Origin of the sequence: Aromatoleum evansii (assembly GCF_012910805.1) — a bacterium.
In the GTDB taxonomy this organism is placed as follows: Bacteria; Pseudomonadota; Gammaproteobacteria; order Burkholderiales; family Rhodocyclaceae; genus Aromatoleum; species Aromatoleum evansii.
Genome location: NZ_WTVK01000072.1, coordinates 1 through 21803, shown reverse-complemented (window position 1 = coordinate 21803; position 21803 = coordinate 1). Strand labels below are relative to the sequence as shown.

Sequence of the window (21803 nt, the reverse complement as noted above, 5' to 3'; positions counted from 1 at the left end):
GGTGGCGGGCGCGGGAGGGGCCGGAGGCGTCGGCGCGGCGGTTTCACGTACCGGTTCGGGGGTGGCTTGCGGCGCGGGCGTTTCGCTGCGGATCGCCGTCGGCGCTTCGGTCACCTGTTTCGGTGCCGGCTTCGGCGCGCGCGCCTGCGGACGCGGGGTCGGCTTTGGCGGCGGCTCAACGACGGGCACCGGTGGTGTCGGAGCGACCACCGGCAGAGGCGCGGGCAGTTCGATCAGCGCCACCGAAATGGGACTCTCCGGCACGGCGGCGGGGCGCTGAGCAAAGCGCGCCAGCCCGGCGAGCGCAGCGATATGCACGACCGTCACCAGCACGAGGGTCGCCGCGCGCTCGACGCGCGGAGTGCGGCGGCGCAGACGGGGAGCCTGTTCGGACACGACGGTGTCCGTGGGCGGGGCAAAGCTCAGCGGCCGGCGCCCGGAGGCGCAGCGCGGCGGCGCAAACGAAGCCGAAGGCAGGGCATGGGAGTGGGGCATCGGGGCCATCGGCAGGAACGTGGCGCTGCGTTCAGCGAATCAGCTGATCGATGAGCAGCGCAGCGAACGCAACGTACAGGGCGAGGCGGTGCGCGGCGAAGGCGGGGCCTTGCCGCAGGGAGGGGGCGTTCAATTCGCCCGGGCGCCGGGTATGCATGCTTGCCAGTTCTCCGTTCGATCGTTGGCGCTGGCTCGTTCTGCGGGAGAACTGGCTTGCGGTGATTGTGTGCGCCGGCGCTGCCGGACCGGCGCAAAGGACGGACGTGCGTCAGCTCGCTCCGCCCATCTGCGACTGCAGGTAGTTCTGCAGTCCGACCTTGTCGACGAGCTCGAGCTGAGTCTCCAGGTAATCGATGTGCTCCTCGGTATCCTCGAGGATCTCCTCGAAGATTTCCCGCGACACATAGTCCTTACAGGACTCGCAGTACGCGATCGCCTCGATCAGCTCCGCGCGTCCGCCCTGCTCGAGCTTGAGGTCGCCCTGCAGGCATTCCGGCACGTTCTCGCCGATCATCAGCTTGTTGAGGGTTTGCAGGTTGGGCAGCCCCTCGAGGAACAGCACGCGCTCGATCAGCTTGTCGGCGTGCTTCATCTCCTCGATCGACTCTTCGTACTCGTGATGGCCGAGTTTTCCAAGGCCCCAGTTCTTGTACATGCGCGCATGCAGGAAGTACTGGTTGATTGCGGTGAGTTCGATGGTCAGCTGCTTGTTGAGGTATTGAATTACTTTCTTGTCGCCTTTCATACGGCCTCCACTGCCATGGAATACGAGGGCGCGAACACGGATCTCGCCGAATTCGCGGTCGTCGTCCGTTCCGCCATCGCAGCACGCAGGCAGTCGCGTGCGCAGGTTGCGCAACGCCCGCATTCACCTGCGACGCCAAGCCGGGTCCGCAGCTCGCGCAAGGTCGAGACGCCTTCGCTGACTGCCTCGCCGATATGGCGTTCGGTCACTGCGTTGCAGATGCAGACATACATAGTCTAGCCTCGTTGTTCCGTTTGTCGTGGTGGTGGATGCCGATTACTTCGTAAGGATCAATTTGCCCGCACGTGTCGCACGCAGCACGTAATGGGTGCCGTCATGGTCGATCGTCACGCAGGCCTGGCCGAGGAGCAGCCGTTCGCTGGGGATCACCTCACCGACGGCCTGGCGTGCCTCGCGGGCGTGCGGCGCGGCTTCCGCGGCGCGGGTAGGGGGGCAATGCGCGTGGTCCTGTGCCTGCATGACGTGATCGATAAAGCAAATGGGAACGATTCGCATTACAACATCCGTCGCTTGCCGGGTCAACTCCCCTGTGTTCTGATCCCCTTCCGCCACGCGCCAACCTGGCGCGTTCCATGCCCCGTTGCCCGTTCCCGGGACGCAAGTCCGCGGCAGACTATGGAGAAACGAGAGATGTCCGATGCCTATGTGATCGAGCCCGCCCCGCGTCCCGCCGTCCCCGTGGCGGGGGGAGGATTGTTCCCCGTGCGGCGCATCTACTGCATCGCACGCAACTATGCGGCGCATGCGCGTGAAATGGGTGGGGATCCGACCCGCGAGGTGCCGTTCTTCTTCACCAAGCCGGCCGATGCCGTCCTGCCAGTGGCCGCGGGCAACTGCGGCGAGTTTCCCTATCCGCCGGCCAGCGCCGACGTTCACCACGAGATCGAACTGGTGGTCGCGCTGGGCGCAGGTGGCAGCAAGCTGACGCCCGAAGCGGCGCGCGGCTGCATCTGGGGCTACGCCGTGGGGCTGGACATGACGCGTCGCGACCTGCAGGCGGAAGCGAAGGCGCTCGGCCGGCCGTGGGACAGTGGCAAGGCCTTCGACTGCGCCGCACCGATTTCGCAGATCGTCCCGGCCGCGGGCCGCGTCCTCGGCGCGGGTGAGATCCGTCTCGACATCAACGGCGAAACGCGGCAGCGCGGCGACCTGTCGGACATGATCTGGACGATCCCCGAGATCATCGCCTTCTTCTCGCGCTACTACCGGCTGGAGGCGGGCGACCTGATTTTTACCGGAACACCGGAAGGCGTCGGGCCGGTCGTCGTCGGCGACCGCCTGCACGGCGTCGTCGCCGGTGTCGGCGAGCTTGCGCTCGAGGTCGTTGCGCCGCTCTGAGCAAGAGCCCCGGAGTCGGGGCACCCAGACGGGAGGGTCAGGGCAGGCGCAACAGCACCTTCACTCGCCCGTCCGCGTCGGCGGCGGGCATGTAGCCGATGAGATTGGGCTGCGACGCCAGCCATTGCCGCAACTGGGCCATGCTCTCCGCCTGCTGGGGGGGGAGCGCGCGGCCGGTGAACACCATGCGCGACCAGTGGGCGCGAATCTGGCTCGGGTTCTTGCGGGTGAGCTGCTGGTAGAACTGGTCGCGGATCGAGCCCGGGGGCAGGTCCGCGAGCGTCACGACGCTGCCGTCGGGCAGCGTGTGTGCGCGACCGAGGTAGAACTGTTCGGCCTGATCGAGAGTGAGTTCGGGTAGTGGGCTGCGCGCGCCCGCGACGATGACGACCTGCGCGAGCACACCGGGTGCGATCAGCAGAGAGAAGGCGAGGAAACAGATGCGAAGCATGTGAATCACCGGCGTTCCCTCAGAAGCTAACGTCGAGCGACAGGCTGAAGGTGTTCAGTGTGCGACCGCCGATGGGTGTCTGCGCATCGACGCGCGGTGCATACGAACCCCAAGAGTCATCGTCGGGCCTGGTTTGCGTGACTTCGGCCTTTATCGCAGCGTAGGCGGCGAGCTCCCAGCGTGCGCCCAAGGTGAGGCTGTGCTGGGCGTTGTTGCGCGACACCAGGAACAGGTCCCACAATGCCGCAAGGCGTCCGGGAGGCAGCTTTGCCTCGGCAAACTGTTCGTCCAGCGTCTGGCGTGCCACCACCACGTACGGCATCACCGCGCCGAAGCGCTTGCCCAGGCTGAGGTACCAACCGTGCGCGCTTGCCGCATAGCGGTTGGTCTTGCGCCGCGCGTACTCGCCGACGAGCTGCCAGCTCCCGTCGTCCCACTGCACTCCGACCGAATCGAAGCTCGTGCGGCCATGTGTCCCCGACAGGTCGGCAATCACCCTCCCCTGGCCGGTCCGCAGCAGTATGTTCGAAACCGCGGCAAACAATGCGTCGCCGCGTTCGAGCGTGAAGGTGCCTTCGCCGTGACCCAGATGCAGCGAGAAATCGCCGCGGCTTAGTCCGAGGTTCAGGCCGAGCGCCTCCTTCAGGCGCGCTTTGCCCTGATAAAACGGAATACGTCCGCCACCGTAATAGGGATGGACCTCCATATCGAAGGTGCCGACCCGCGCGTTGTAGATGAAATCGATGCCGTCGAGGTCGTTGAACGGATTGAGCCCGTAGACTTCCACGGGCGGCCGCACCCACGGATTCGCGTAATTCACGTAGAGCGAATCGGACAGCATGAAGAAGGGCACGCGGACGCGGCCGACGCGCACCGACAGGCCGGGTGCGAGCGTCTGCCGGAAGAAGGCGAGCGTGAGTTGCGGGTTCTGGCTCGCGCCGCCGTCCTCACGCACCAGGCCTTGCAACGTGATGTCGTTGTAGGGCGTGAGGCGCAGGCTGCCCTGGATGCCGGCGAGACTGTCCGGACTGAAATCCGGATCCTTCGCTCCCGGGTAATTGACGCCGTAACGCGTGAACCACACGTCCTTGTCGTCAGTGGTGACGGCACCGAGCGTGCCGAATCCCGAGAGTTCGAAGCGCGGCGGGTGGGGCGACACGTCCGTGTCGGCATGTGCGGGTGCGGCGGCAACCGCGGTAAAGATCATCGCGGCGCAGCGGCGCAGCAGCCTCGTCACACTCATGCACTGGCCTCCTGGGCCAACTGTTGGCCGAACAGCAGTTGTTCGACAGCGTCATCGTCAAGCGGGCGGGCGAACAGGTAGCCCTGGCCGTAGTCGCAGCCCATCGCGAGCAGCAGTTCGGCCTGTCGCGTCGTCTCGATGCATTCTGCGACCACGCGCATCCCGAGGTCGTGGGCAAGCTCGATGCTGCGTGCGACGATTGTGCGCAGGCGCTCGTCGTTTTCCAGCGAACGCACGAAAGAGCCGTCGAGTTTCACGAGGTCGCAGGGGATCGTATGCAGGTAGCTCAGCGCCGAGTAGCCCGTGCCGAAGTCGTCGATCAGCACGGACATCCCTGCCGTGCGCAACTTCTGCAGGATCTCGGCGGCGGGCCCTTCCGGCTGGGCGAGCACGCTCTCGGTGACCTCGAAGCGCAGCATGTCCCGCGGTAGTCCGTGACGATCGATCTCGGCGATGATCTCGCCGGCGAGGTCCGGGCGCGCGAACTGCGTCGCCGAGAGATTCACGCTGACCCTGGGTACCGTGGCTCCGCTGCAGGCACGTTCCCGCCATTGGGCGACGCGTTCGCAGGCGCGCGTCAGCACCCGCATATCGAGTTCGTGGATGAGTCCCAGCGTTTCTGCCAGCGGCACGAAGAGGTTGGGCGGCAGCATGCCCCGGACCGGGTGGCGCCAGCGCACCAGCGCCTCGAAACTCGCTATCGATCCGTTGTCGAGGGCAACGATGGGCTGGAAATGCACGCTCAGCTCGTTGCGCGCCAGCGCATCGCGCAGGTCACCCTCGAGCTGCAGGCTTTCCAGCGCCTGCGCGTGCATCGATGCATGGAAGATGGCCACCGAGTCCCCGCCGCGCTGGCGCGTGCGCTGCAGGGCGTTGTCCGCATCGCGCAGCATCGTGTCGCCGTTTTCGCTGTCCTGGTAGTCGCTGCTCAAGGCCATGCCGATGCGGAACTTCGGGTACAGGATCTGGCCGGCGACGCTGGTCGGCTTGGAAAGGCGCTCGCGCAGCGGCTCGGCGAGGCGCAGGGCCTCGGTTGGGTTCTCGATGCCGTTTAGCAGCAACGCGAACTGGTCGCCGCCGACCCGCGCCGCGATGTCGCCGTAGCGCATCGTTTCCTGGAGCATGCGCGCGACGTGGCGCAGCAGCGCATCGCCGGCCTCGTGTCCGAAGCTGTCATTCACCAGTCGGAAGCGCTGCAGGTTGATCGCCAGCACCGCGAAATCCTGCTTGCCGATGCGGCGCTGCTGCCCGAGGGCGCTGCGCACGTGCTCCAGGAACAGGGCGCGGTTCGGCAGACCGGTGAGGCCGTCGTGCAGCGCGTCATACTGCAGGCGAACCTGGGCAAGCTTGTGGTCGTGCACATCGCTGATCGATCCGGCCATGCGCACGGCGCGGTCGTCGCTGCCGCGCACCGCGACCCCCCGCGTCATGACCCAGCGGTAGCTGCCGTCCTGCTGGTGCGCCCGGTATTCGCACTTGAACTGGGTGCTGAAGCCCTTCAGGTGCTCGATCATCTTCGCCCGGTAGCCCGGCGCATCGTCCGGGTGGATGCCAGTGAGGACCTCCTCGGTGCGGTAGTAAAGGCGCCCGGCGGTGAGGCCGGCGATCTCGCAGTAGCGCGGCGAGCAGTAGACCTGCCCCTCGGCGATATTCCAGTCCCACAGGCCGTCGTGTGCCCCCTGGATCGCCAGTTCGTAACGCTGTTCACTGATCTTCAGGCGCTCGGCCGAGTCCTGCAGGTCGCCGATGCGGTCCTGCAGGTTCGCCGCCATCACGTTGAAACGCCGCGCCAGGCGGGCCAGTTCGTCGTGGCCGTTCTCGGGCAGGCGGTGATCCAGCTTGCCCGTAGCGATCGCCTCGCTGCCTGCGAGGAGACGGCTCAGGTTGCGGGTCAGCAGGTAGCCGATGCCCGACAGCAGGCCGAAGGTCAGCAGGATCTCCGCCAGCGCGATTGCCGCGCCCTGCTCGGTGATCGCCTTGCGCGCCGCCGCCAGCACCGACACGGACACGCCGAATTGCAGGATCCCGACCTGGTTGCGCTCGAGCAGTAGCGGCCGTCGCACATGCACTACGCCGCCGCCGGCGGCACCGCGGACGTTGGCGTGGTCGACCTCGGGCAAGGCCTGCGCCTCGGGCAGGCCGGCATTGACGAGCACGCGCCGGTCGGGCGCGACGATGCGCACGTAGATGAGGCCTTCGTCGGCCTCGCTCAGCAGTTCCCCGAGCACGTCCTGCAGGGCGTCGAATTCGCCCATGTCGCCATACGCCACCGCCATCGCGTGCAGCATGGTGGCGTTCTGGTTGACGAGCGTGTTGAGGCTCGCGTTCGTCGCCTGGTTCATCAGGCGGACGCTGTTCGCGAGCAGCAGGGTCAGCAGGACGACCTGCACCACGGTGCTGGCGAGCAGCAGCCGCATGCGGATCGAGCTGAGGCGGAGCGAGAATTTCACGATCGCGGCCGGTCCCGTTTCCTATCGTCGTGCGAGGCGGCGGACACCGGCTGCAGCGTCGATGCGACCCGTGTCCACGAAGGCCTCGACGTTATCGACGATGCGATCCGGGTCGTACAGGTAATTGACCATCACGCCCCACGACTGTCCGAGGCCCTTCTCCGAAGTGTCGGCGAGCCAGTTGAGCCGCTCGACGCGGGCGCCGTTGCCGAGATGGAAGCGGGCGACGGGGTCCAGCGGCAGTTTGTCGCGCTTGGCTTCAAGGAGGTAGGCGGCGGTCGCCTTGAGCAGCGGATCGCGCAATGCGCGGGCGAGCGCCAGGTCGCCGGACCACTCCGCCTTGCCCGCCAGGATGGCGGCGAGGCGGGGGGATTCGGGCCCGTCAATGCCGGCGGCGGCGAGGCGCTTCCAGTCTTCCTCGCCGAAGGCGGCGCGCACTTCCCCAGGATGCTTCTGCGCCCATTTCACCAGGCCAGGGATCGGTGACAACGTCGCAAAGGTCTTCAGGCGCGGAAAATCGCGCTGCAGGTCGTCGACCACGCGCTTGAGCAGGAAATTGCCGAAGGACACGCCGCGCAGCCCGTCCTGGGTGGCGCTGATCGAATAGAAGATGGCGGTATCGGCACGTTCCGTGTCGGCCGCCGGCGCGTTCTCGTCGAGCAGCTTCTGGACGTTGTCGGCGAGGGCGTCGAGCAGTGCGACCTCGACGAAGATCAGCGGCTCCTGGGGCATGCGCGGATGGAAGAAGGCGTAGCAGCGGCGGTCCGAGCCGAGCCGGTTCTTCAGGTCCTTCCATGAGCGGATCTCGTGCACGGCCTCATACTGGACGATCTTCTCCAGCAGCGCCGCGGGCGAGTTCCACGTGACCCGTGCGAGCTCGAGGAAGCCGACGTCGAACCACGCGGTGAGTCGCGCCTCGAGTTCGCGGTCGAGCGACTTGAGTTCCTTGTCGTCATCGAGGAAGCGCAACAGGTCGGCGCGCAGGTCCACGAGAAACTTCACGCCCTGCGGAATCGCATTGAACTGGGTCAGGATGCGGATGCGCGACGAGCGCATCGCGGCGCGCAGCTGGGCTTCGGCATCCCACTGCTTCGGCGTGCCGACGGCGGCCTGGTAGGCCTCGTGCGCCTTGGCGATGCGTGCCGGCTCGGGGCCGAACTCGAGTGCGATGATGCGCAGGAAGGCATGCCGGCCGGCGTCGTCGAGCTTCAGGTAGGTATCGGCCAGGCGTGCCGCGCGGATGCGCGTCGAGACTTCGCCGCCCCGGTTCTCCGCACATTCGTGCAGCTGGCGGCGGATCCGGTCCAGCTGCTTCTCGGTCGGCTCGCCGTTGCGCCCGGTTGCGCCGGCGACGATTTCGCGGACTTTCGAAAGACTGCGCGATACCAATCCGGGTGCCATCTGCACTCTCCTTTGCGTCATCGTGCCAGAAATGAGCATGTCATCATGCGAACTTTCGCACGAAGCGGGTTTCACAAACATGCCGTCCGGTTATTTTCCTGCGCCCGTCTGCGCGGGCGTCGAGCACCTCTCAGCGGGCGCCGGCCCCTTTCTCGCGACTCGCCGCGAGCAGCCACGCACCGGCGGCAAACATCGGCACGCACAGCCATTGGGCCGTCGACAGCCCCATGGAGAGAATGCCGAAAATCCCGGGGTCCGGGGTACGGAAGAATTCCGCCGTGAAGCGCAATACCGCGTATCCGAGCAGGAACACCGCCGACACCGCCCGTGCGGGGCGGGGCTTGGCCGCATACAGCCACAGCAGCACGAACAGCAGCAGGCCCTCGCCGGCCGCCTGGTACAGCTGCGACGGATGGCGCGGCAGGTTGTCGACCCACGGGTAGATCATTGCCCAGGGCAGGTCGCCGTCCACCGGCCGACCCCACAGCTCGCCATTGATGAAGTTGCCGATGCGCCCGGCGGCGAGGCCGGTCGGCACGAGCGGCGCGATGAAATCCGTGACGTTCCAGAACCCCTTACCTGTGCGCCTGCCATACAGCCACATCGCCACCAGCACGCCGAGAAAGCCGCCGTGGAAGCTCATGCCGCCCTTCCAGACGGCGAGGATCTCGGCCGGATGGGCGAGATAGTATGCGGGCTGGAAGAACAGCACCTCGCCCAGGCGCCCGCCGATCACGACCCCCAGCATGCCGTACATCAGCAGGTCGTCTATCTGCTGCGGCATCCAGCCAGTTTCCGGGCGCCGACGCGCGTGGACGCGTCCGAGCAGCATGAACAGCACGAACGCGACGAGATACATCAGGCCGTACCAGCGCACGGAAAGCGGACCGAGCGATAGTGCGACGGGGTCGAACTGCGGATGGATCAGCATCTTCTCCACACGCTCCGGATCAGTCGAACTGGGCGCGGAAGGTGTCGAACTCGCTGCGCAGCCGGTCGAGCTCCTCGCGCAGGCGCCGCACCTCGTCCTCCAGTTCGCTCGTGCGTCCGCGCGCAGCCCCGCCCGTCGGCGCACCCGCGAGCGATTCGCCCATCGCCTCGAAGGCCACGCTTCCACCGAGCAGGTGCGCGTAGCGCGTCTCCTTGGTGCCCGGTGCGCGCGGCAGGGCGTCGGCCATCGGCGGGTATTTCTCCGCGAGATGCTCCAGGACCGCCTCGACTGCAGCGATGTCGTCGAAGCGGTGCATGCGTTCGGCACGCTGGCGGATCTCCCCCGCCGTCTGGGCGCCGCGCAGCAGCAGCACGGCGAGGACGGCCTGTTCGGCCGGCGGCAGGGAGTGGCGCAGGCGCACGAGGTGCTCGTACTTCGATACGCGTCCGCTCGCCTGGTCGCGCCGCGATACCAGCTTGCGCGCCATCAGGCTGTCGACCGCGCTCTGCACTTCGCCGTCCGACAGGCTCATCACGGGCTCGCGCCCCGTCAGCTGGTTGCAGCCGGTGACGATGCCGTTCAGCGAGAGGGGATAGGCGTCCGGCGTCACGAAGGCTTTTTCGATCAGCACGCCCAGCACGCGGGTCTCTATCGGATCGAGGTCGAAGCCGTCGGTGGCGGAGTCGGGGGCGCTTTGCTCGGTCATGGTTATCGTTGGTGTCGGGAGCTCGGGTGGGCAATGATAGCCGAGCGCCGTTTGCCTTCGGTTAGAATTCCAAGACTTGCTTCCGCGTGACGCACTGCCGATGCAGCGTGCGCCCGAACCCTGAGCCGAGGACACCATGCCCCAATACCGTTCCCGTACCTCCACCGCCGGCCGCAACATGGCGGGCGCCCGCGCATTGTGGCGCGCCACCGGCATGAAGGACGGCGACTTCGAAAAGCCGATCATCGCCGTCGTCAACAGCTTCACGCAGTTCGTGCCGGGGCACGTGCACCTCAAGGACCTCGGCCAGCTCGTCGCGCGCGAGATCGAAGCCGCGGGCGGCGTCGCCAAGGAGTTCAACACCATCGCCGTCGATGACGGCATCGCGATGGGCCACGGTGGCATGCTGTATTCGCTGCCCTCACGCGAGCTGATCGCCGACAGTGTCGAATACATGGTGAATGCGCACACCGCCGATGCGATGGTGTGCATCTCCAACTGCGACAAGATCACCCCGGGCATGCTGATGGCCGCGCTGCGCCTCAACATCCCTGCGATCTTCGTCTCCGGCGGGCCGATGGAGGCCGGCAAGGTCAAGTGGGAAGCCAAGGTCATCTCGCTCGACCTCGTCGATGCGATGGTCAAGGCCGCCGACAGCCACTGCTCGGACGAAGAGGTCGACGCCGTCGAGCGCTCCGCCTGTCCGACCTGCGGTTCGTGCTCCGGCATGTTCACCGCCAACTCGATGAACTGCCTCACCGAGGCGCTGGGCCTGTCGCTGCCAGGCAACGGCACCGTGCTCGCGACCCACGCCGACCGCGAACAGCTCTTCCGCAAGGCCGGCCGCACCATCGTCGACATGGCGCGCCGCTGGTACGAGCAGGACGACGCGGCGGTCCTGCCGCGCTCGATCGCGAGCTTCAAGGCCTTCGAGAACGCGATCAGCCTCGACGTCGCGATGGGCGGCTCCACGAACACCGTGCTGCACCTGCTGGCCGCCGCCCGCGAGGCGCAGGTCGATTTCACGATGGCCGACATCGATCGCGTCTCGCGCAAAGTGCCCTGCCTGTGCAAGGTCGCGCCCGCGGTGGCCGACGTGCATATCGAGGACGTGCATCGCGCCGGCGGCATCATGGGCATCCTCGGCGAGCTCAACCGCGCCGGGCTGCTGCACGCCGAAGTGCCGACCGTGCATAGCAAGACCCTGGGCGAAGCGATTGCGCGCTGGGACATCATGCAGGCGCACGACAACGCCGTGTTCGAGTTCTACAAGGCTGCGCCGGGCGGCGTGCCGACCCAGGTCGCCTTCTCGCAGAACCGCCGCTGGAACGAGCTCGACATGGACCGCTCCAAGGGCATCATCCGCGACCGCGCCAACGCCTTCACGCAAGACGGCGGCCTCGCCGTGCTGTACGGCAACATTGCCGAGAAGGGCTGCATCGTGAAGACGGCCGGTGTCGACGAGTCGATCTGGAAATTCACCGGCAAGGCGCGCGTGTTCGAGAGCCAGGAAGCCGCGGTCGAAGGCATCCTCGGCGACAAGGTCGGGGCCGGCGACGTCGTGATCATCCGCTACGAAGGGCCCAAGGGCGGCCCCGGCATGCAGGAGATGCTGTACCCGACCAGCTACCTGAAATCCAAGGGGCTGGGCAAGGAGTGTGCGCTCCTCACCGATGGCCGCTTCTCGGGCGGCACCTCGGGCCTGTCGATCGGCCACGCGTCGCCCGAAGCGGCGTGTGGCGGAGCGATCGCCCTCGTGGAAGAGGACGACACGATCGAGATCGACATCCCCAACCGCAGCATCCGCCTCGCGGTGAGCGACGAGGAGCTCGCCCGGCGCCGTGCCGCGATGGAGGCGAAGGGTAGCCAGGCATGGAAGCCGGCCAATCGGCAGCGTGTCGTGTCGGCGGCGCTGCAGGCCTATGCGGCGCTCACGACCAGCGCCGATACCGGCGCCGTGCGCGACGTCACCCAGGTGCAGCGCTGACGCGATGACCCGGCGCGCGGCTGGCGACGGCGGCAGGCACTGACATGTTGGGCTGGCTGAAGCGCCTCTTCGGTAGCGAGCCCGCCCGGCCGGCGTTTTCGCCGGCCATTCCCCCTTCGCCGCGCGAGCCGCAGCTGCCGCCGCCCGCAGTCCCACCCGAGCCTCCGCCCCCGGCGGCCGTGCACGGCGTTCCGCCCGCCATCGACGAGGAACTCCGCAGCGTGGACGCCTCGCTGTCGCTGCTGTGTCGCAGCGAGGTACTCGACCGCGGGCAGAACCTCACCGGCTACGCCTTCGAACTGCGCGAAGACGTCGCCGGGCGCGTCCGCGCCACCGGGCGTCGCGCGCGCGATTTCATGGATGGCCTGCTGGTCGAGCAGATCGACCGCTATGGACACGGTGCGGCGCTGAAGGCCCGCCGGCTGTGCCTGAGGGTGTGGGAGGGATTCCTCGCGCATCCTGCGCTGGCGCGGCTGCAGGGGCTCGATGCGACCCTGCTGGTGCGCCCCGAATTGCCCGTGCGCGCAGCTTCTGCCGAAACGCTGGCGTGCGCCGCCCGCCTGCGCGAGGCCGGGGTGCACATCGTGATCGATCACGGCGAACCCGGGCCGTGGCTCGACAGCGTATTGCCGCAGGCCGATGCGGCGCTGTTCCGCATGGGATTCTGCCTCCCCGAGGACCTCGGTCTTTACATTCGTGCGGTGCGGCAGCGGCGTGCCGATCTGCCCGTGTGGGCCTGGGAGGTGGGCACGCCGGACGAGTTCGAACTCGCGGCCAGGCTCGGCTGCGCGGCGTTCTCCGGCGGATTCGTGACGCGTCGCGAGGACTGGAAGGGAAACTCCCTGTCGCCGCACGGCATGCGCCTTGCGTCCCTGCTGCAGCGCCTGCGCAGCGGCGTCGATACGCAGGAGATCGCCGTCATTCTCAAGCACGACCTCGCGCTGGCGTATCGCCTGCTCCGTTACGTGAATGCCGCCGCGTGGGGGCTGAACCACCACATCAGCTCGGTCGAGCAGGCCATCCTCGTGCTCGGTCAACAGCCGCTGCAGCGCTGGGTGTCGATGATGCTGCTGGGTAGTGCGCGCAGCGCGCCGGGCGCCGCGGTGGTGATGGAGGATGCGCTCGTGCGCGGCCGCATGCTCGAACTCCTGGGCGGGCTGCGCGGCGAACGCGATCCGGCCGCCCAGCTCTTCGTGCTGGGGCTGTTCTCGCTGCTCGACGTCGCGCTGAAGGTGCCGCTGGAGGACGCGATCAGGCCCCTGAAGTTGCCCGATGCGATGCAGGATGCGCTGTTGCACCAGCGCGGGCCGATGGCGCCTTACCTCGAGCTGGTGCTCGCATTCGAGCGCGGCGATGCACAGCGCGTGACGTCGTTTGCCGATGTGTTGGGCATCGATGTCGGCGAACTGAACCGGCTGCAGTTCGAGGCGCTCGACTGGGTGCATTCGGCCGAAGCCTGATCGCATACCTTTTGCCTTGACCGTCCCGCGGTCGGCCTCTACCATCCCGCCGATGGACGCAGAACTGAACAAGCTCGAGAATCAGGTCGAACAGATCGTCGGCCTGCTCGAATCGTGCCGCGCGGAAGGGCGCGAGCTGCGCACGCGCGTCGTGTGCCTGGAGGCGGAAAACCGTGTGCTGGCGGACAAGGTCCGGCTCGCAACGGAAAAGCTCGAAGCCCTGCTCGCGCAGTTGCCGGAATCCTGACATGGCCACCGACACCCTCGACATCTCCCTGCTCGGGAAGACCTATTCCGTCGCCTGCCGGCCGGAGGACCGCGAAGGGCTGATCGCGGCCGTCGCCTTCCTCGAGGAAAAACTCAACAGCCTTGCGGCGCGCACCAATGCGTCCGGCGAGAAGCTGGCTGTCATGACCGCGCTGAATATCGCGCACGAATTTTTGCAGTTTCAGCGCTCCGGCGGGTTTGACATGCAGGCCGCAAAGCGTAGAATCGGTCTCGTGAATGCGCGGCTCGATGGAGTCATCGCGCAGCAGGAAAAGCTTTTCTAACAGGTAGTTAGCGCGGGTTGGCGCGTATGTAAGGTCAATCCCCGCTGTGTCGTCGAAGTCGTAGATTCCTTGGACCAATGTCGAGAGACTTGGTCGCGGACCATGGACACCGCAGGTGTGCACGCCCCTAGCCGGGTGAGCCTGATGCGGAAGGAAAGCGACCTCCCTGAACCCCAGGTTCAGGATGCCGGCGGAGGCGACACTGCGGGGGCCAAACGAGAGAGGCGCGGATTTCGATCCGCGCCTCTTTTTTGCTTTTGTTTGTCGAGCAGTGCCCTGCGACAATCCTGTCCTGAGCGAAGTCGAAGGGTTCAGGGCGAACAGGCTTGTTTCAGTGCCGGCTTGTTCAGGGGCCGGGACGCCGCGGAGCGGATTCCGCGCAGCTTGTGAAAGGGAACTAATGGAATTCGATGTGTGGTGGCTGAGCTACCTCGCGCTGGGCGCCTTCGTGGGATTCTTCGCCGGCCTGCTGGGGGTGGGCGGCGGGGGCATCATGGTGCCGGTCCTGGCTTCGCTGTTCGTCGCGCAGGGGATGCCGCGGGACAATGTCGTGCATCTGGCGCTCGGCACCTCGATGGCGGCGATCGTGATGACCTCCATCGCCAGCCTGCGCGCGCACCACAGGCACGGCGCGGTGCGCTGGGACATCGTGCGCTTCATCGCGCCGGGGATCCTCGCCGGCACCTTCGCGGCGACCTTCGTCGCCTCGCGGATCGAGTCCAAGCCGCTGGCGATCTTCTTTGCCTGCTTCATGGCCTACGTGTCGTTGCAGATGCTCGCCAACGTCAAGCCCAAGCCCTCGCGCGAGCTGCCGGGGCCGGTCGGGATGAGCGCGGTGGGGGCCGGCATCGGCGGAATTTCCGCGCTGGTGGCGATCGGCGGCGGTTCCCTGTCGGTGCCCTTCATGACCTGGTGCAACGTGAAGGTGCATCACGCGATCGGCACCTCGGCGGCAATCGGTCTCCCGATTGCGCTGGCGGGCACGGTCGGCTATCTGGTAAACGGCTGGGGCAGCACGGGAATGCCCGCATACAGCCTCGGTTTCATCTACCTTCCGGCGCTGGTGCTGATCAGCGTCGTGAGCACCTGGACCGCGCCGCTGGGCGCACGGCTCGCGCACCGGCTGCCGGTCGCGGTGTTGAAGAAGATCTTCGCCGGCGTGCTGATGCTGCTGTCGGCGAAGATGTTGCACGCGCTGTTCTTCTGAACGGCGACGTGGAAACCATGGAGCGGATGCAATGAGCTGGAACATGTGGCTGGCGTTTCTTGCCGCGGCGGTCGTGATCGCCGTGTCGCCGGGACCCGGCGCGGTGCTGAGCATGGCGACGGGCCTGCGTCACGGTTATGCGGTGGCGTTGCGCGCGATCCTGGGGCTGCAGACGGCGCTGCTGATCCAGCTTGCGATCGTCGTGCTCGGCCTCGGGGCGGTGCTGGCGGCGTCGGCGACGGCCTTCCTGGCGGTCAAGATCGCCGGGGCTGCCTACCTGATCTGGCTGGGCGTGCGCAAATGGCGCGCGCCGGCGGAGCTGCTCGACGACGGCGCCGAGGCGCGCGAGGCCCGCGGCATGTTCCTGCAGGGGCTGCTCGTGAATCTCACCAACCCCAAGGCAATCGTCTTCATGGTCGCGCTGGTGCCGCAGTTCATCGATCCGCAGCTGCCGCAGTGGCCGCAGTTCTTCATCATCGCGGCGACGATGGTCGGCACCGACATGGTGGTGATGTCCTGCTATGCGCTGCTCGCCGGACGCTGCCGGCGCTGGCTGAGCAGCCCGCGCATGATGAAGGCGCAGAACCGCGTGTTCGGCGGGATGTTCGTTGCGGCGGGTTCGCTGCTCGCCGCATCGTCGCGCTGAGCACTAGCCTGATTACCTGCTGCCGGGAGTCATCCCGTCCAGCAGCGTGCGCAGGTTGTGGCGCATCATCGCCACGTAGGTCGGCGCCGGTCCGTCGGCTGCCGACAGCGCATCCGAGTACAGCGTTCCGCCGAGGCGCGCGCCGCTCTCCTTGCGGATGCGCTCGATCAGTCGCGGGTCGCTGACGCTCTCGACGAAGACGGCGGGCACCTTCTCGCGCCGGAGCTGGCGGATGAGCTGGGCGACGCCGGCCGCCGAGGGTTCCGACTGGTTGCTGATGCCCGCCGGGGCGAGGAAGCGTACGCCGTAGGCGTGGGCGAAGTAGCCGAAGGCATCGTGGGCGCTGACGACCTTGCGCCGCTCGGCGGGGACCGCGAAAAGGGCGCTGCGGATTTCCGCATCCAGCGCCTTCAGTTCCGCCGCATAGCGGATGGCGTTGTCCCGGTAAGCCTTGGCGTTGGGTGGGTCGGCCTGTGCGAGGGCGTCGGCAATGTTGGCGACATAGCGCTGCGCACGCGCGACATCCTGCCATGCATGGGGATCGACGGCGTCCTGGTGGGACCCCTTGCCGTGACCGTGCGCGTCGTCGTGCCCGTCGTCGGCTGCGATGGGCTCCACGCCCTGGCTGGCGACGAGGAGGGGGCCCTTGTAGCCGGCGGTCTGGGCGAGCCGTTCGAGCCAGGGGTCGAAGCCGAGGCCGCTGACGACCACCAGTTGCGCGGCGCCGATGCGGCGGGCGTCGGAGGGGCGTGGCTGGAAGTTGTGCGCGTCCTGGTCCGCAGCGACGAGCGTCGTGACCTTGACCCGATCTCCTCCGACCTGGCGGATGAAATCGCCGACGATGCTGAAGCTCGTGACCACCTCGAGGGGGGCTGCCTGGGCGGGGAGGGCTGCGATGCCGAACAGTACGAGGAGTGACGCAACGAGGGGGACAAGCAGGCGCTGCAGGAGGTGGCGCATGGGCGGCGTGCGGAAGGTCAGGATTCGAGGTGGGGGCGGCGGTCGAGGCGTGCGCCCAGCATGCCGCCGGGGGCGAGGATGAGCGAAATCACGTACACGATGCCGGTCACGAGGATAATGGCCGGGCCGGCCGGTACGTCGGCGTGAAAGGAGGCGAGTAGCCCGCCGATGCCGCTGGCGAAGGCGATGACGACGGCGAGGCCGAGCATCGTGGGCAGGCGCTTGACCCACAGGCGCGCCGCGGCCGAAGGCAGGATCATGATGCCGACCGCCATCAACGTGCCCAGCGCGTGGAAACCGGCGACGAGGTTCAGCACCACGAGCACGAGGAAGCCGTAGTGCGCGATCGGGCTGGCTGCGCTGACGCCGCGCAGGAAGGCGGCATCGAAGCATTCGAGCACCAGCGGGCGGTACAGCAGCGCGAGCGCGACGAGGGTCGTCGTGGTGATCGCGCTGATGAGCAGCAGCGAGGCGTCGTCGAGCGCCAGCACCGAGCCGAACAGCACGTGCAGCAGGTCGAGGTTGCGTCCGCGCAGCGACACGATCATCACGCCGGTGGCGATGGATAGCAGGTAGAAGGCGGCGAGGCTGGCGTCCTCCTTCAGGATAGAGGAGCGCGCGACAAGTCCCGCCGCGAGCGCGACGACGATGCCGGCGATGATGCCGCCGACCGTCATCGCCCCCAGCGACAGGCCGAAGGCGAGGTAGCCGAGCGCCGCGCCGGGCAGGATCGCGTGCGCCATCGCGTCGCCCATCAGGCTCATGCGCCGCAGCAGCAGGAACACGCCGACGGGCGTCGCGCCCAGTGCGAGCGCGAGGCAGCCCGCGAGCGCGCGGCGCATGAATTCGAAATCGGCGAAGGGGCTGAACAGGATTTCCGCGATCATGCGGCCTCCGCTTCCGGGCGGTGGCACACCGGAGCGGTGGCGTCGAACTCGCCGGCGAGGCGGCGAGCGGTGGCGAGGCGTTCGGGGGTGAGGATCTCGCCGGTCGGGCCGAAGCCGAGGCATTCGCGCGCCAGCAGCAGGGTTTCGGGGAAGTGCTGCCGCACCAGCGTGAGATCATGCAGGACGGCGAGGATGGTCCGCCCTTCGGAATGCCACTGCAGGATCAGCGCGATGAGATCCTCGATCGTGCGTGCGTCGATGGCGTTGAAGGGCTCGTCGAGCAGCAGGAGGTTGGCGTCCTGCAGCATCATCCGCGCAAAGCGTGCGCGCTGCAGCTGGCCGCCCGACAGCGTGCCGATCTGCCGCGCCTCGAAGCCGGACAGCCCCACCGCGGCGAGCGCTGCGCGTACGCGTTCCGCCTGGCTGCGCCCAAGGCCGCGGAAGGGGCCGATCTCGCGCCACAGTCCCATCGCCACCATGTCGAACACGGACACCGGAAAGCTGCGATCGAGTTCGCTCTGTTGCGGCAGGTAGGCGATGCCTTCCTTGCCCGCGTGCACGAGGAACTGTCCCTGCAGGGGCTTCAGTTCGCCGGTCAGTGCCTTGAAGAGGGTGGACTTCCCGGCGCCGTTGGGGCCGACGATCGCGACCAGCGCGCCGCGGGCAACGCGGCAGCGGAGGTGGTGGATGGCCGGGTGGCGGTCGTAGCCGAGGGTCAGGTTGTCGAGTTCGAGGATGGTGTCACGCGGGTTCATGCGAGCGCCCATCCTACGGTGAGCCACAGCACGGCCGCGGCAGCGGCCGCCAGGGTGATGCGCGCGCCCACGCCGAGCTGCAGCGCGGTGCCGGGGAATGCGGCGGTCGGTGCGGCGCCGTGCGCGTGGTCGCCGTCGTGCTCATGATGGTGATGCGCATGCGCCAGCGCGCTGCTCGATGGGGAGGACATGTTCTCTTCTTGTCGGGGCATTGTTGTCTTGAGGGGCGAAGGCCTGTTGGGCTCAGGCCTTCGCCCCGCGCTGGCGTCCGCAGTCGGCACAGGTGCCGTGGAACACCAGTTCGGCGCGGTCCGGCTCGAATCCGGCGGGCAGCGTGAATTGTTCTTCGGGGCGGATCGATTCGAGGCACAGCACGTGCCCGCAGCGGTCGCAGTGAAAGTGCGCGTGTTGGCTGCGCGTCTCGCCGCCCGCCTTGAAGCGGCGCGCGCGGTCGGGGCCGATGACGCGATGCGCGAGCCCCTGCTCGACGAGCCAGTCGAGCGTGCGGTACAGCGTCACGCGGTCGTGTGGCATGCCGTCCGCGGCGAGCTGTGCGGCGATGTCGTCGTGGTTCAGGGAACGCGGACTGTCCTGCAGGATCTCGAGCACGGCGATGCGCGTGCGCGTGACGCGGCCGCCGCTGGCGGCGATCAGATGGGCGGCAGGGGAAACGTCCGGGCTGGGCATCGCGGGCGGAGAACGGGTTGGCTAATGCAACATTGTAGCATTAGCCGTCGGCGAGCCGCCGATGCGCCGCTCAGCTTTCCTGCAGTGCGCCGAGCTCGCGCTGCAGCAGCTCCGCGTCGCCGAGATTGAGTTCGAGCAGCCGGCGCAGGTGGGTGACGCTGTCCAGGTCGATCTCGCGGCACGCCATCCCGATGCAGCCGTTCGCGGTGTGCGCGACGTCGCCCTCCATGCGGATCGTGGCGCCTTCGTCGTCGAGGGCGATCTCGAGCAGGCAGCGTTCGCCGGGGCTCGGGAGCGGGTCGCTGGCGCTCCGGATCAGCGCCCCCTTGAGCGACAGATCGCTGACTTCGCATTGAAGCTCGCGGTCGCCGACCAGCAAGCGGGCGCCGGAGTTGAAACGGATGCGGGAAAAATGCCGGCGTTGCGCTTGCGCCATGGCAGGATCCTGGAAAGTGGGATGACGGGGGCACGGTGACAAGTGCCGATGCCCGATTCTGGGACGGAGTCGTCCTCCTCGCAAGCATGCGCTGCGGCGGACCGATCCGCTGCGGGATTTCGCAGCGCAGTGCGAAGTCTGCGCAGCCTGTCACGTACCGGATTCCGGGGAGGTGGGAGAATTTACCCGAATGAAGCATCTTGTTACGCTTGCACAGAAAATTGCCGGCGTGACCCGGTGCGGGGCGTCGTGATCACAGGGCGGGAAATTGCGTGGCAGAAGTGTTTGAACTCAATGGCGTGTTCGCACGCGCGGAAAGCGATGCGAAAGAGATGCATGCGGACGCCGATGCGCTGCTCGATTGTCTCCTGCTGATCGCCAGGGCGCACGGCGCGGCGACGACGCGGGATGCCGCGCTGGCCGGGCTCCCGCTGGAAGACGGGAGGCTCAATCCAGCGTTGTTCGCACGTGCTGCGAGGCGTGCCGGGCTGAGCACCAAGCTTGTTCGCTGCGCGCCCGAAAAGCTGAACCCTTCTCTGCTGCCCGCCGTGCTCCTGCTCAAGGGCGAGAAAGCGTGCCTGCTGCTCGGTTGGAGCGAGGACGGCGAGCGTGCCCGGGTGGTGTTCCCCGAACTGGGCGAAGCCGCGGTGGAGATGTCGCGCGCGGAGCTCGCCGCGCGGCACGAGGGGCATGCGATCTACGCCCGTCCGACGTTCCGCTTCGACGCGCGCACGCCGGAGGTGAAGCCGGTCAGGCGCCAGCACTGGTTCTGGGGGGTGATCGCGGAGAACGGGCCACTGTACCGCGACGTGCTGCTGGCGGCGTTCATGATCAACCTGTTCGCCATCGCGATGCCCTTGTTCGTGATGAACGTGTACGACAGGGTGGTTCCGAACCACGCGATCGAGACCCTGTGGGTCCTCGGCCTCGGCGTGCTCATCGTGCTCGCCGGCGATCTCATCCTGCGCACGATGCGCGGCTACTTCGTCGACCTCGCGAGCAGTCGTGCCGACGTGAAGCTGTCGGCCGCGATCATGGAGCGTGTGCTCGGACTGCGCATGGAGCAGCGGCCCGAGTCGGCCGGCTCCTTCGCCGCCAACCTGCGGGCCTTCGAGTCGGTCCGTGACTTCATCAGCTCCGCCACCGTGGTGGCCTTCATCGACGTGCCATTCGCGCTGGTCTTCCTGCTCGTCATCGGCTGGATCGCCTGGCCGCTGATGCTGCCATTCCTCGTCGGCGTCGTCCTCCTGCTCGTGTACGCGATGACCGTGCAGGGGCGCATGCACGAGCTTGCGGAGACGACCTACCGCGCGGGCGCGCAGCGCAACGCGACCCTGGTCGAAGGGCTCGTGGCAATGGAGACGGTGAAGGCGGTGTGCGCAGAAGGGCCGATTCAGCGCAAGTGGGAGAAGAGCGCGGCCCTGTTGGCGCGCGTCGGCACCCAATTGCGCCTGCTGTCGTCGAGCGCGATGAATGGCGCCGCGTGGGTGCAGCAGGCGGTCAGCGTCGCGATCATCATCCTCGGCGTCTATTTGATACGCGACAGCGAGCTCAGCATGGGTGGCCTGATCGCGTGCTACATGCTGTCGTCGCGCGCGATGGCGCCGATCGGCCAGGTTGCAGGCCTGCTCGTCCAGTACCACAACGCGTCGACCGCGCTGAGCTCCCTCGACAAGCTGATGAACCAGGAGGTGGAGCGCCCGGACGACACCAGCTTCATCAGTCGCAAGAGCTTCAGCGGCGAGATCGAATTCCGCAACGTCGGTTTCCAGTATCCCGGCCAGGAAAACCCGGCCCTGTCCGACATCTCGCTGCGCATCCGTGCGGGTGAGCACGTGGGCATCATCGGTCGCGTCGGTTCGGGCAAGACGACGCTGGAAAAGCTCATCCTCGGGCTGTACCGTCCGACTTCCGGCGCGATCCTGATCGACGGCATCGACCAGCGCCAGCTCGATCCGGCCGAATTGCGCCGCCACATCGGCTACGTGCCGCAGGACGTGACCCTGTTCTACGGCACGCTGCGCGAGAACATCACGCTGGCCAGCCCGCTCGCGGACGATGCCGACGTCTTGCGCGCGGCGGAGACCGCGGGCGTCACGGAATTCGCCAACACCCATCCGCAGGGGTTCGACATGCAGGTCGGCGAGCGCGGCGCCTCGCTCTCCGGCGGGCAGCGCCAGTGCGTGGCGATCGCGCGGGCGGTGATCCACCAGCCGCCGATGCTGCTGCTGGACGAGCCGACTGCGTCGATGGACTTCACCAGCGAGGAGGAGCTCAAGCGTCGTCTGCGCGGCTTTGCGCAGGGGCGGACGATGATCGTCGTCACCCACCGAACCTCCCTGCTGGAGCTGGTCGAGCGCATCATCGTCATCGACGGCGGGCGGATCGTCGCCGACGGCCCCAAGGATCAGGTCGTCGATGCCCTGCGCCAGGGGCGGGTCGGGAG

24 protein-coding genes and 1 pseudogene are annotated in these 21803 nt (G+C 67.4%); 8 read left to right on the top strand and 17 right to left on the bottom strand.

Going from position 1 to position 21803, the window contains the following annotated elements; all coding sequences use genetic code 11:
• The 5 genes and pseudogenes from GO615_RS24245 to GO615_RS24230 form a co-directional block, all read right to left on the bottom strand.
• Positions 1-396 (bottom strand): annotated as a pseudogene (locus GO615_RS24245) (energy transducer TonB); the annotation flags it as partial.
• Positions 397-526: 130 nt separating this feature from the next.
• On the bottom strand, positions 527-652 hold the full coding sequence (locus GO615_RS29255; protein ID WP_281358750.1) for a hypothetical protein: 126 nt from the start codon (positions 650-652) through the stop codon (positions 527-529).
• A gap of 111 nt (positions 653-763) precedes the next feature.
• The gene (gene bfr, locus GO615_RS24240; RefSeq protein ID WP_169132454.1) at positions 764-1240 is read right to left on the bottom strand and encodes a bacterioferritin; all 477 of its coding nucleotides are present in this window, start codon (positions 1238-1240) and stop codon (positions 764-766) included.
• The gene (locus GO615_RS24235) at positions 1237-1473 is read right to left on the bottom strand and encodes a (2Fe-2S)-binding protein (RefSeq protein WP_169132453.1); all 237 of its coding nucleotides are present in this window, start codon (positions 1471-1473) and stop codon (positions 1237-1239) included. The genes bfr and GO615_RS24235 overlap by 4 nt, the downstream gene beginning before the upstream one ends.
• A gap of 43 nt (positions 1474-1516) precedes the next feature.
• On the bottom strand, positions 1517-1720 hold the full coding sequence (locus tag GO615_RS24230; RefSeq protein WP_169132452.1) for a hemin uptake protein HemP: 204 nt from the start codon (positions 1718-1720) through the stop codon (positions 1517-1519).
• Between the two features lie 171 nt (positions 1721-1891).
• On the opposite strand from GO615_RS24230, the gene GO615_RS24225 reads away from it, so the two are divergent.
• Positions 1892-2599, top strand: a complete 708-nt coding sequence (locus tag GO615_RS24225; RefSeq protein ID WP_169132451.1) for a fumarylacetoacetate hydrolase family protein — start codon at positions 1892-1894, stop codon at positions 2597-2599.
• Between the two features lie 37 nt (positions 2600-2636).
• Here GO615_RS24225 and GO615_RS24220 read toward each other — a convergent pair whose 3' ends face one another.
• From GO615_RS24220 to GO615_RS24195, 6 genes are all read right to left on the bottom strand, one after another.
• Positions 2637-3050, bottom strand: coding sequence for a hypothetical protein (locus GO615_RS24220; RefSeq protein WP_169132450.1), 414 nt, complete (start codon positions 3048-3050; stop codon positions 2637-2639).
• 19 nt (positions 3051-3069) lie between these two features.
• Positions 3070-4293: a hypothetical protein gene (locus GO615_RS24215; RefSeq protein WP_169132449.1), complete on the bottom strand. Its 1224-nt coding sequence runs from the start codon at positions 4291-4293 to the stop codon at positions 3070-3072.
• On the bottom strand, positions 4290-6743 hold the full coding sequence (locus GO615_RS24210; protein ID WP_169132448.1) for an EAL domain-containing protein: 2454 nt from the start codon (positions 6741-6743) through the stop codon (positions 4290-4292). Before GO615_RS24210 ends, GO615_RS24215 begins: the two co-directional genes overlap by 4 nt.
• A 21-nt stretch (positions 6744-6764) precedes the next feature.
• Positions 6765-8144 carry a malonyl-CoA decarboxylase gene (locus tag GO615_RS24205; RefSeq protein WP_169132447.1) on the bottom strand — a complete coding sequence of 460 codons (1380 nt, stop codon included), beginning with the start codon at positions 8142-8144 and terminating at the stop codon, positions 6765-6767.
• A 130-nt stretch (positions 8145-8274) separates the two neighbouring features.
• Positions 8275-9075 (bottom strand): prolipoprotein diacylglyceryl transferase, encoded by an 801-nt coding sequence (lgt, locus tag GO615_RS24200; RefSeq protein ID WP_169132446.1) that lies wholly within the window; start codon positions 9073-9075, stop codon positions 8275-8277.
• Between the two features lie 19 nt (positions 9076-9094).
• Complete coding sequence (locus tag GO615_RS24195) at positions 9095-9781, bottom strand: YceH family protein (RefSeq protein ID WP_169132445.1); 687 nt, start codon at positions 9779-9781, stop codon at positions 9095-9097.
• Between the two features lie 136 nt (positions 9782-9917).
• Between GO615_RS24195 and ilvD the strand changes: the two genes are divergently transcribed.
• The 6 genes from ilvD (at position 9918) to rhtB (ending at position 15632) form a co-directional block, all read left to right on the top strand.
• Positions 9918-11768, top strand: a complete 1851-nt coding sequence (ilvD, locus tag GO615_RS24190) for a dihydroxy-acid dehydratase (RefSeq protein WP_169132444.1) — start codon at positions 9918-9920, stop codon at positions 11766-11768.
• Between the two features lie 44 nt (positions 11769-11812).
• Complete coding sequence (locus tag GO615_RS24185) at positions 11813-13228, top strand: EAL and HDOD domain-containing protein (protein WP_169132443.1); 1416 nt, start codon at positions 11813-11815, stop codon at positions 13226-13228.
• A gap of 52 nt (positions 13229-13280) precedes the next feature.
• Positions 13281-13475 (top strand): hypothetical protein, encoded by a 195-nt coding sequence (locus GO615_RS24180; protein WP_169132442.1) that lies wholly within the window; start codon positions 13281-13283, stop codon positions 13473-13475.
• A 1-nt stretch (position 13476) separates the two neighbouring features.
• Positions 13477-13779, top strand: a complete 303-nt coding sequence (locus tag GO615_RS24175) for a cell division protein ZapA (RefSeq protein ID WP_169132441.1) — start codon at positions 13477-13479, stop codon at positions 13777-13779.
• Between the two features lie 400 nt (positions 13780-14179).
• On the top strand, positions 14180-14986 hold the full coding sequence (locus GO615_RS24170; RefSeq protein WP_169132440.1) for a sulfite exporter TauE/SafE family protein: 807 nt from the start codon (positions 14180-14182) through the stop codon (positions 14984-14986).
• 31 nt (positions 14987-15017) lie between these two features.
• Positions 15018-15632, top strand: coding sequence for a homoserine/homoserine lactone efflux protein (gene rhtB, locus GO615_RS24165; protein WP_169132439.1), 615 nt, complete (start codon positions 15018-15020; stop codon positions 15630-15632).
• 12 nt (positions 15633-15644) lie between these two features.
• Here the strand turns inward: rhtB and GO615_RS24160 are convergent, their stop codons facing one another.
• The 6 genes from GO615_RS24160 to GO615_RS24135 all read right to left on the bottom strand — a co-directional run bounded on the left by GO615_RS24160 (position 15645) and on the right by GO615_RS24135 (position 19357).
• On the bottom strand, positions 15645-16592 hold the full coding sequence (locus GO615_RS24160; protein WP_169132438.1) for a metal ABC transporter substrate-binding protein: 948 nt from the start codon (positions 16590-16592) through the stop codon (positions 15645-15647).
• A 17-nt stretch (positions 16593-16609) separates the two neighbouring features.
• Entirely contained in the window at positions 16610-17479 is an 870-nt protein-coding gene (locus GO615_RS24155) for a metal ABC transporter permease (protein ID WP_169132437.1), read from the bottom strand.
• Positions 17476-18234 (bottom strand): zinc ABC transporter ATP-binding protein AztA, encoded by a 759-nt coding sequence (gene aztA / locus GO615_RS24150; RefSeq protein WP_169132436.1) that lies wholly within the window; start codon positions 18232-18234, stop codon positions 17476-17478. Before aztA ends, GO615_RS24155 begins: the two co-directional genes overlap by 4 nt.
• Positions 18231-18425: a hypothetical protein gene (locus GO615_RS24145; RefSeq protein WP_169132435.1), complete on the bottom strand. Its 195-nt coding sequence runs from the start codon at positions 18423-18425 to the stop codon at positions 18231-18233. Before GO615_RS24145 ends, aztA begins: the two co-directional genes overlap by 4 nt.
• 52 nt (positions 18426-18477) lie before the next feature.
• The gene (locus tag GO615_RS24140; protein WP_169132434.1) at positions 18478-18921 is read right to left on the bottom strand and encodes a Fur family transcriptional regulator; all 444 of its coding nucleotides are present in this window, start codon (positions 18919-18921) and stop codon (positions 18478-18480) included.
• 70 nt (positions 18922-18991) lie between these two features.
• Positions 18992-19357, bottom strand: coding sequence for a PilZ domain-containing protein (locus GO615_RS24135; RefSeq protein WP_169132433.1), 366 nt, complete (start codon positions 19355-19357; stop codon positions 18992-18994).
• A 332-nt stretch (positions 19358-19689) separates the two neighbouring features.
• On the opposite strand from GO615_RS24135, the gene GO615_RS24130 reads away from it, so the two are divergent.
• Positions 19690-21803 (top strand): type I secretion system permease/ATPase (locus GO615_RS24130; RefSeq protein ID WP_169132455.1); only part of this gene is annotated, 2114 nt, incomplete at its 3' end.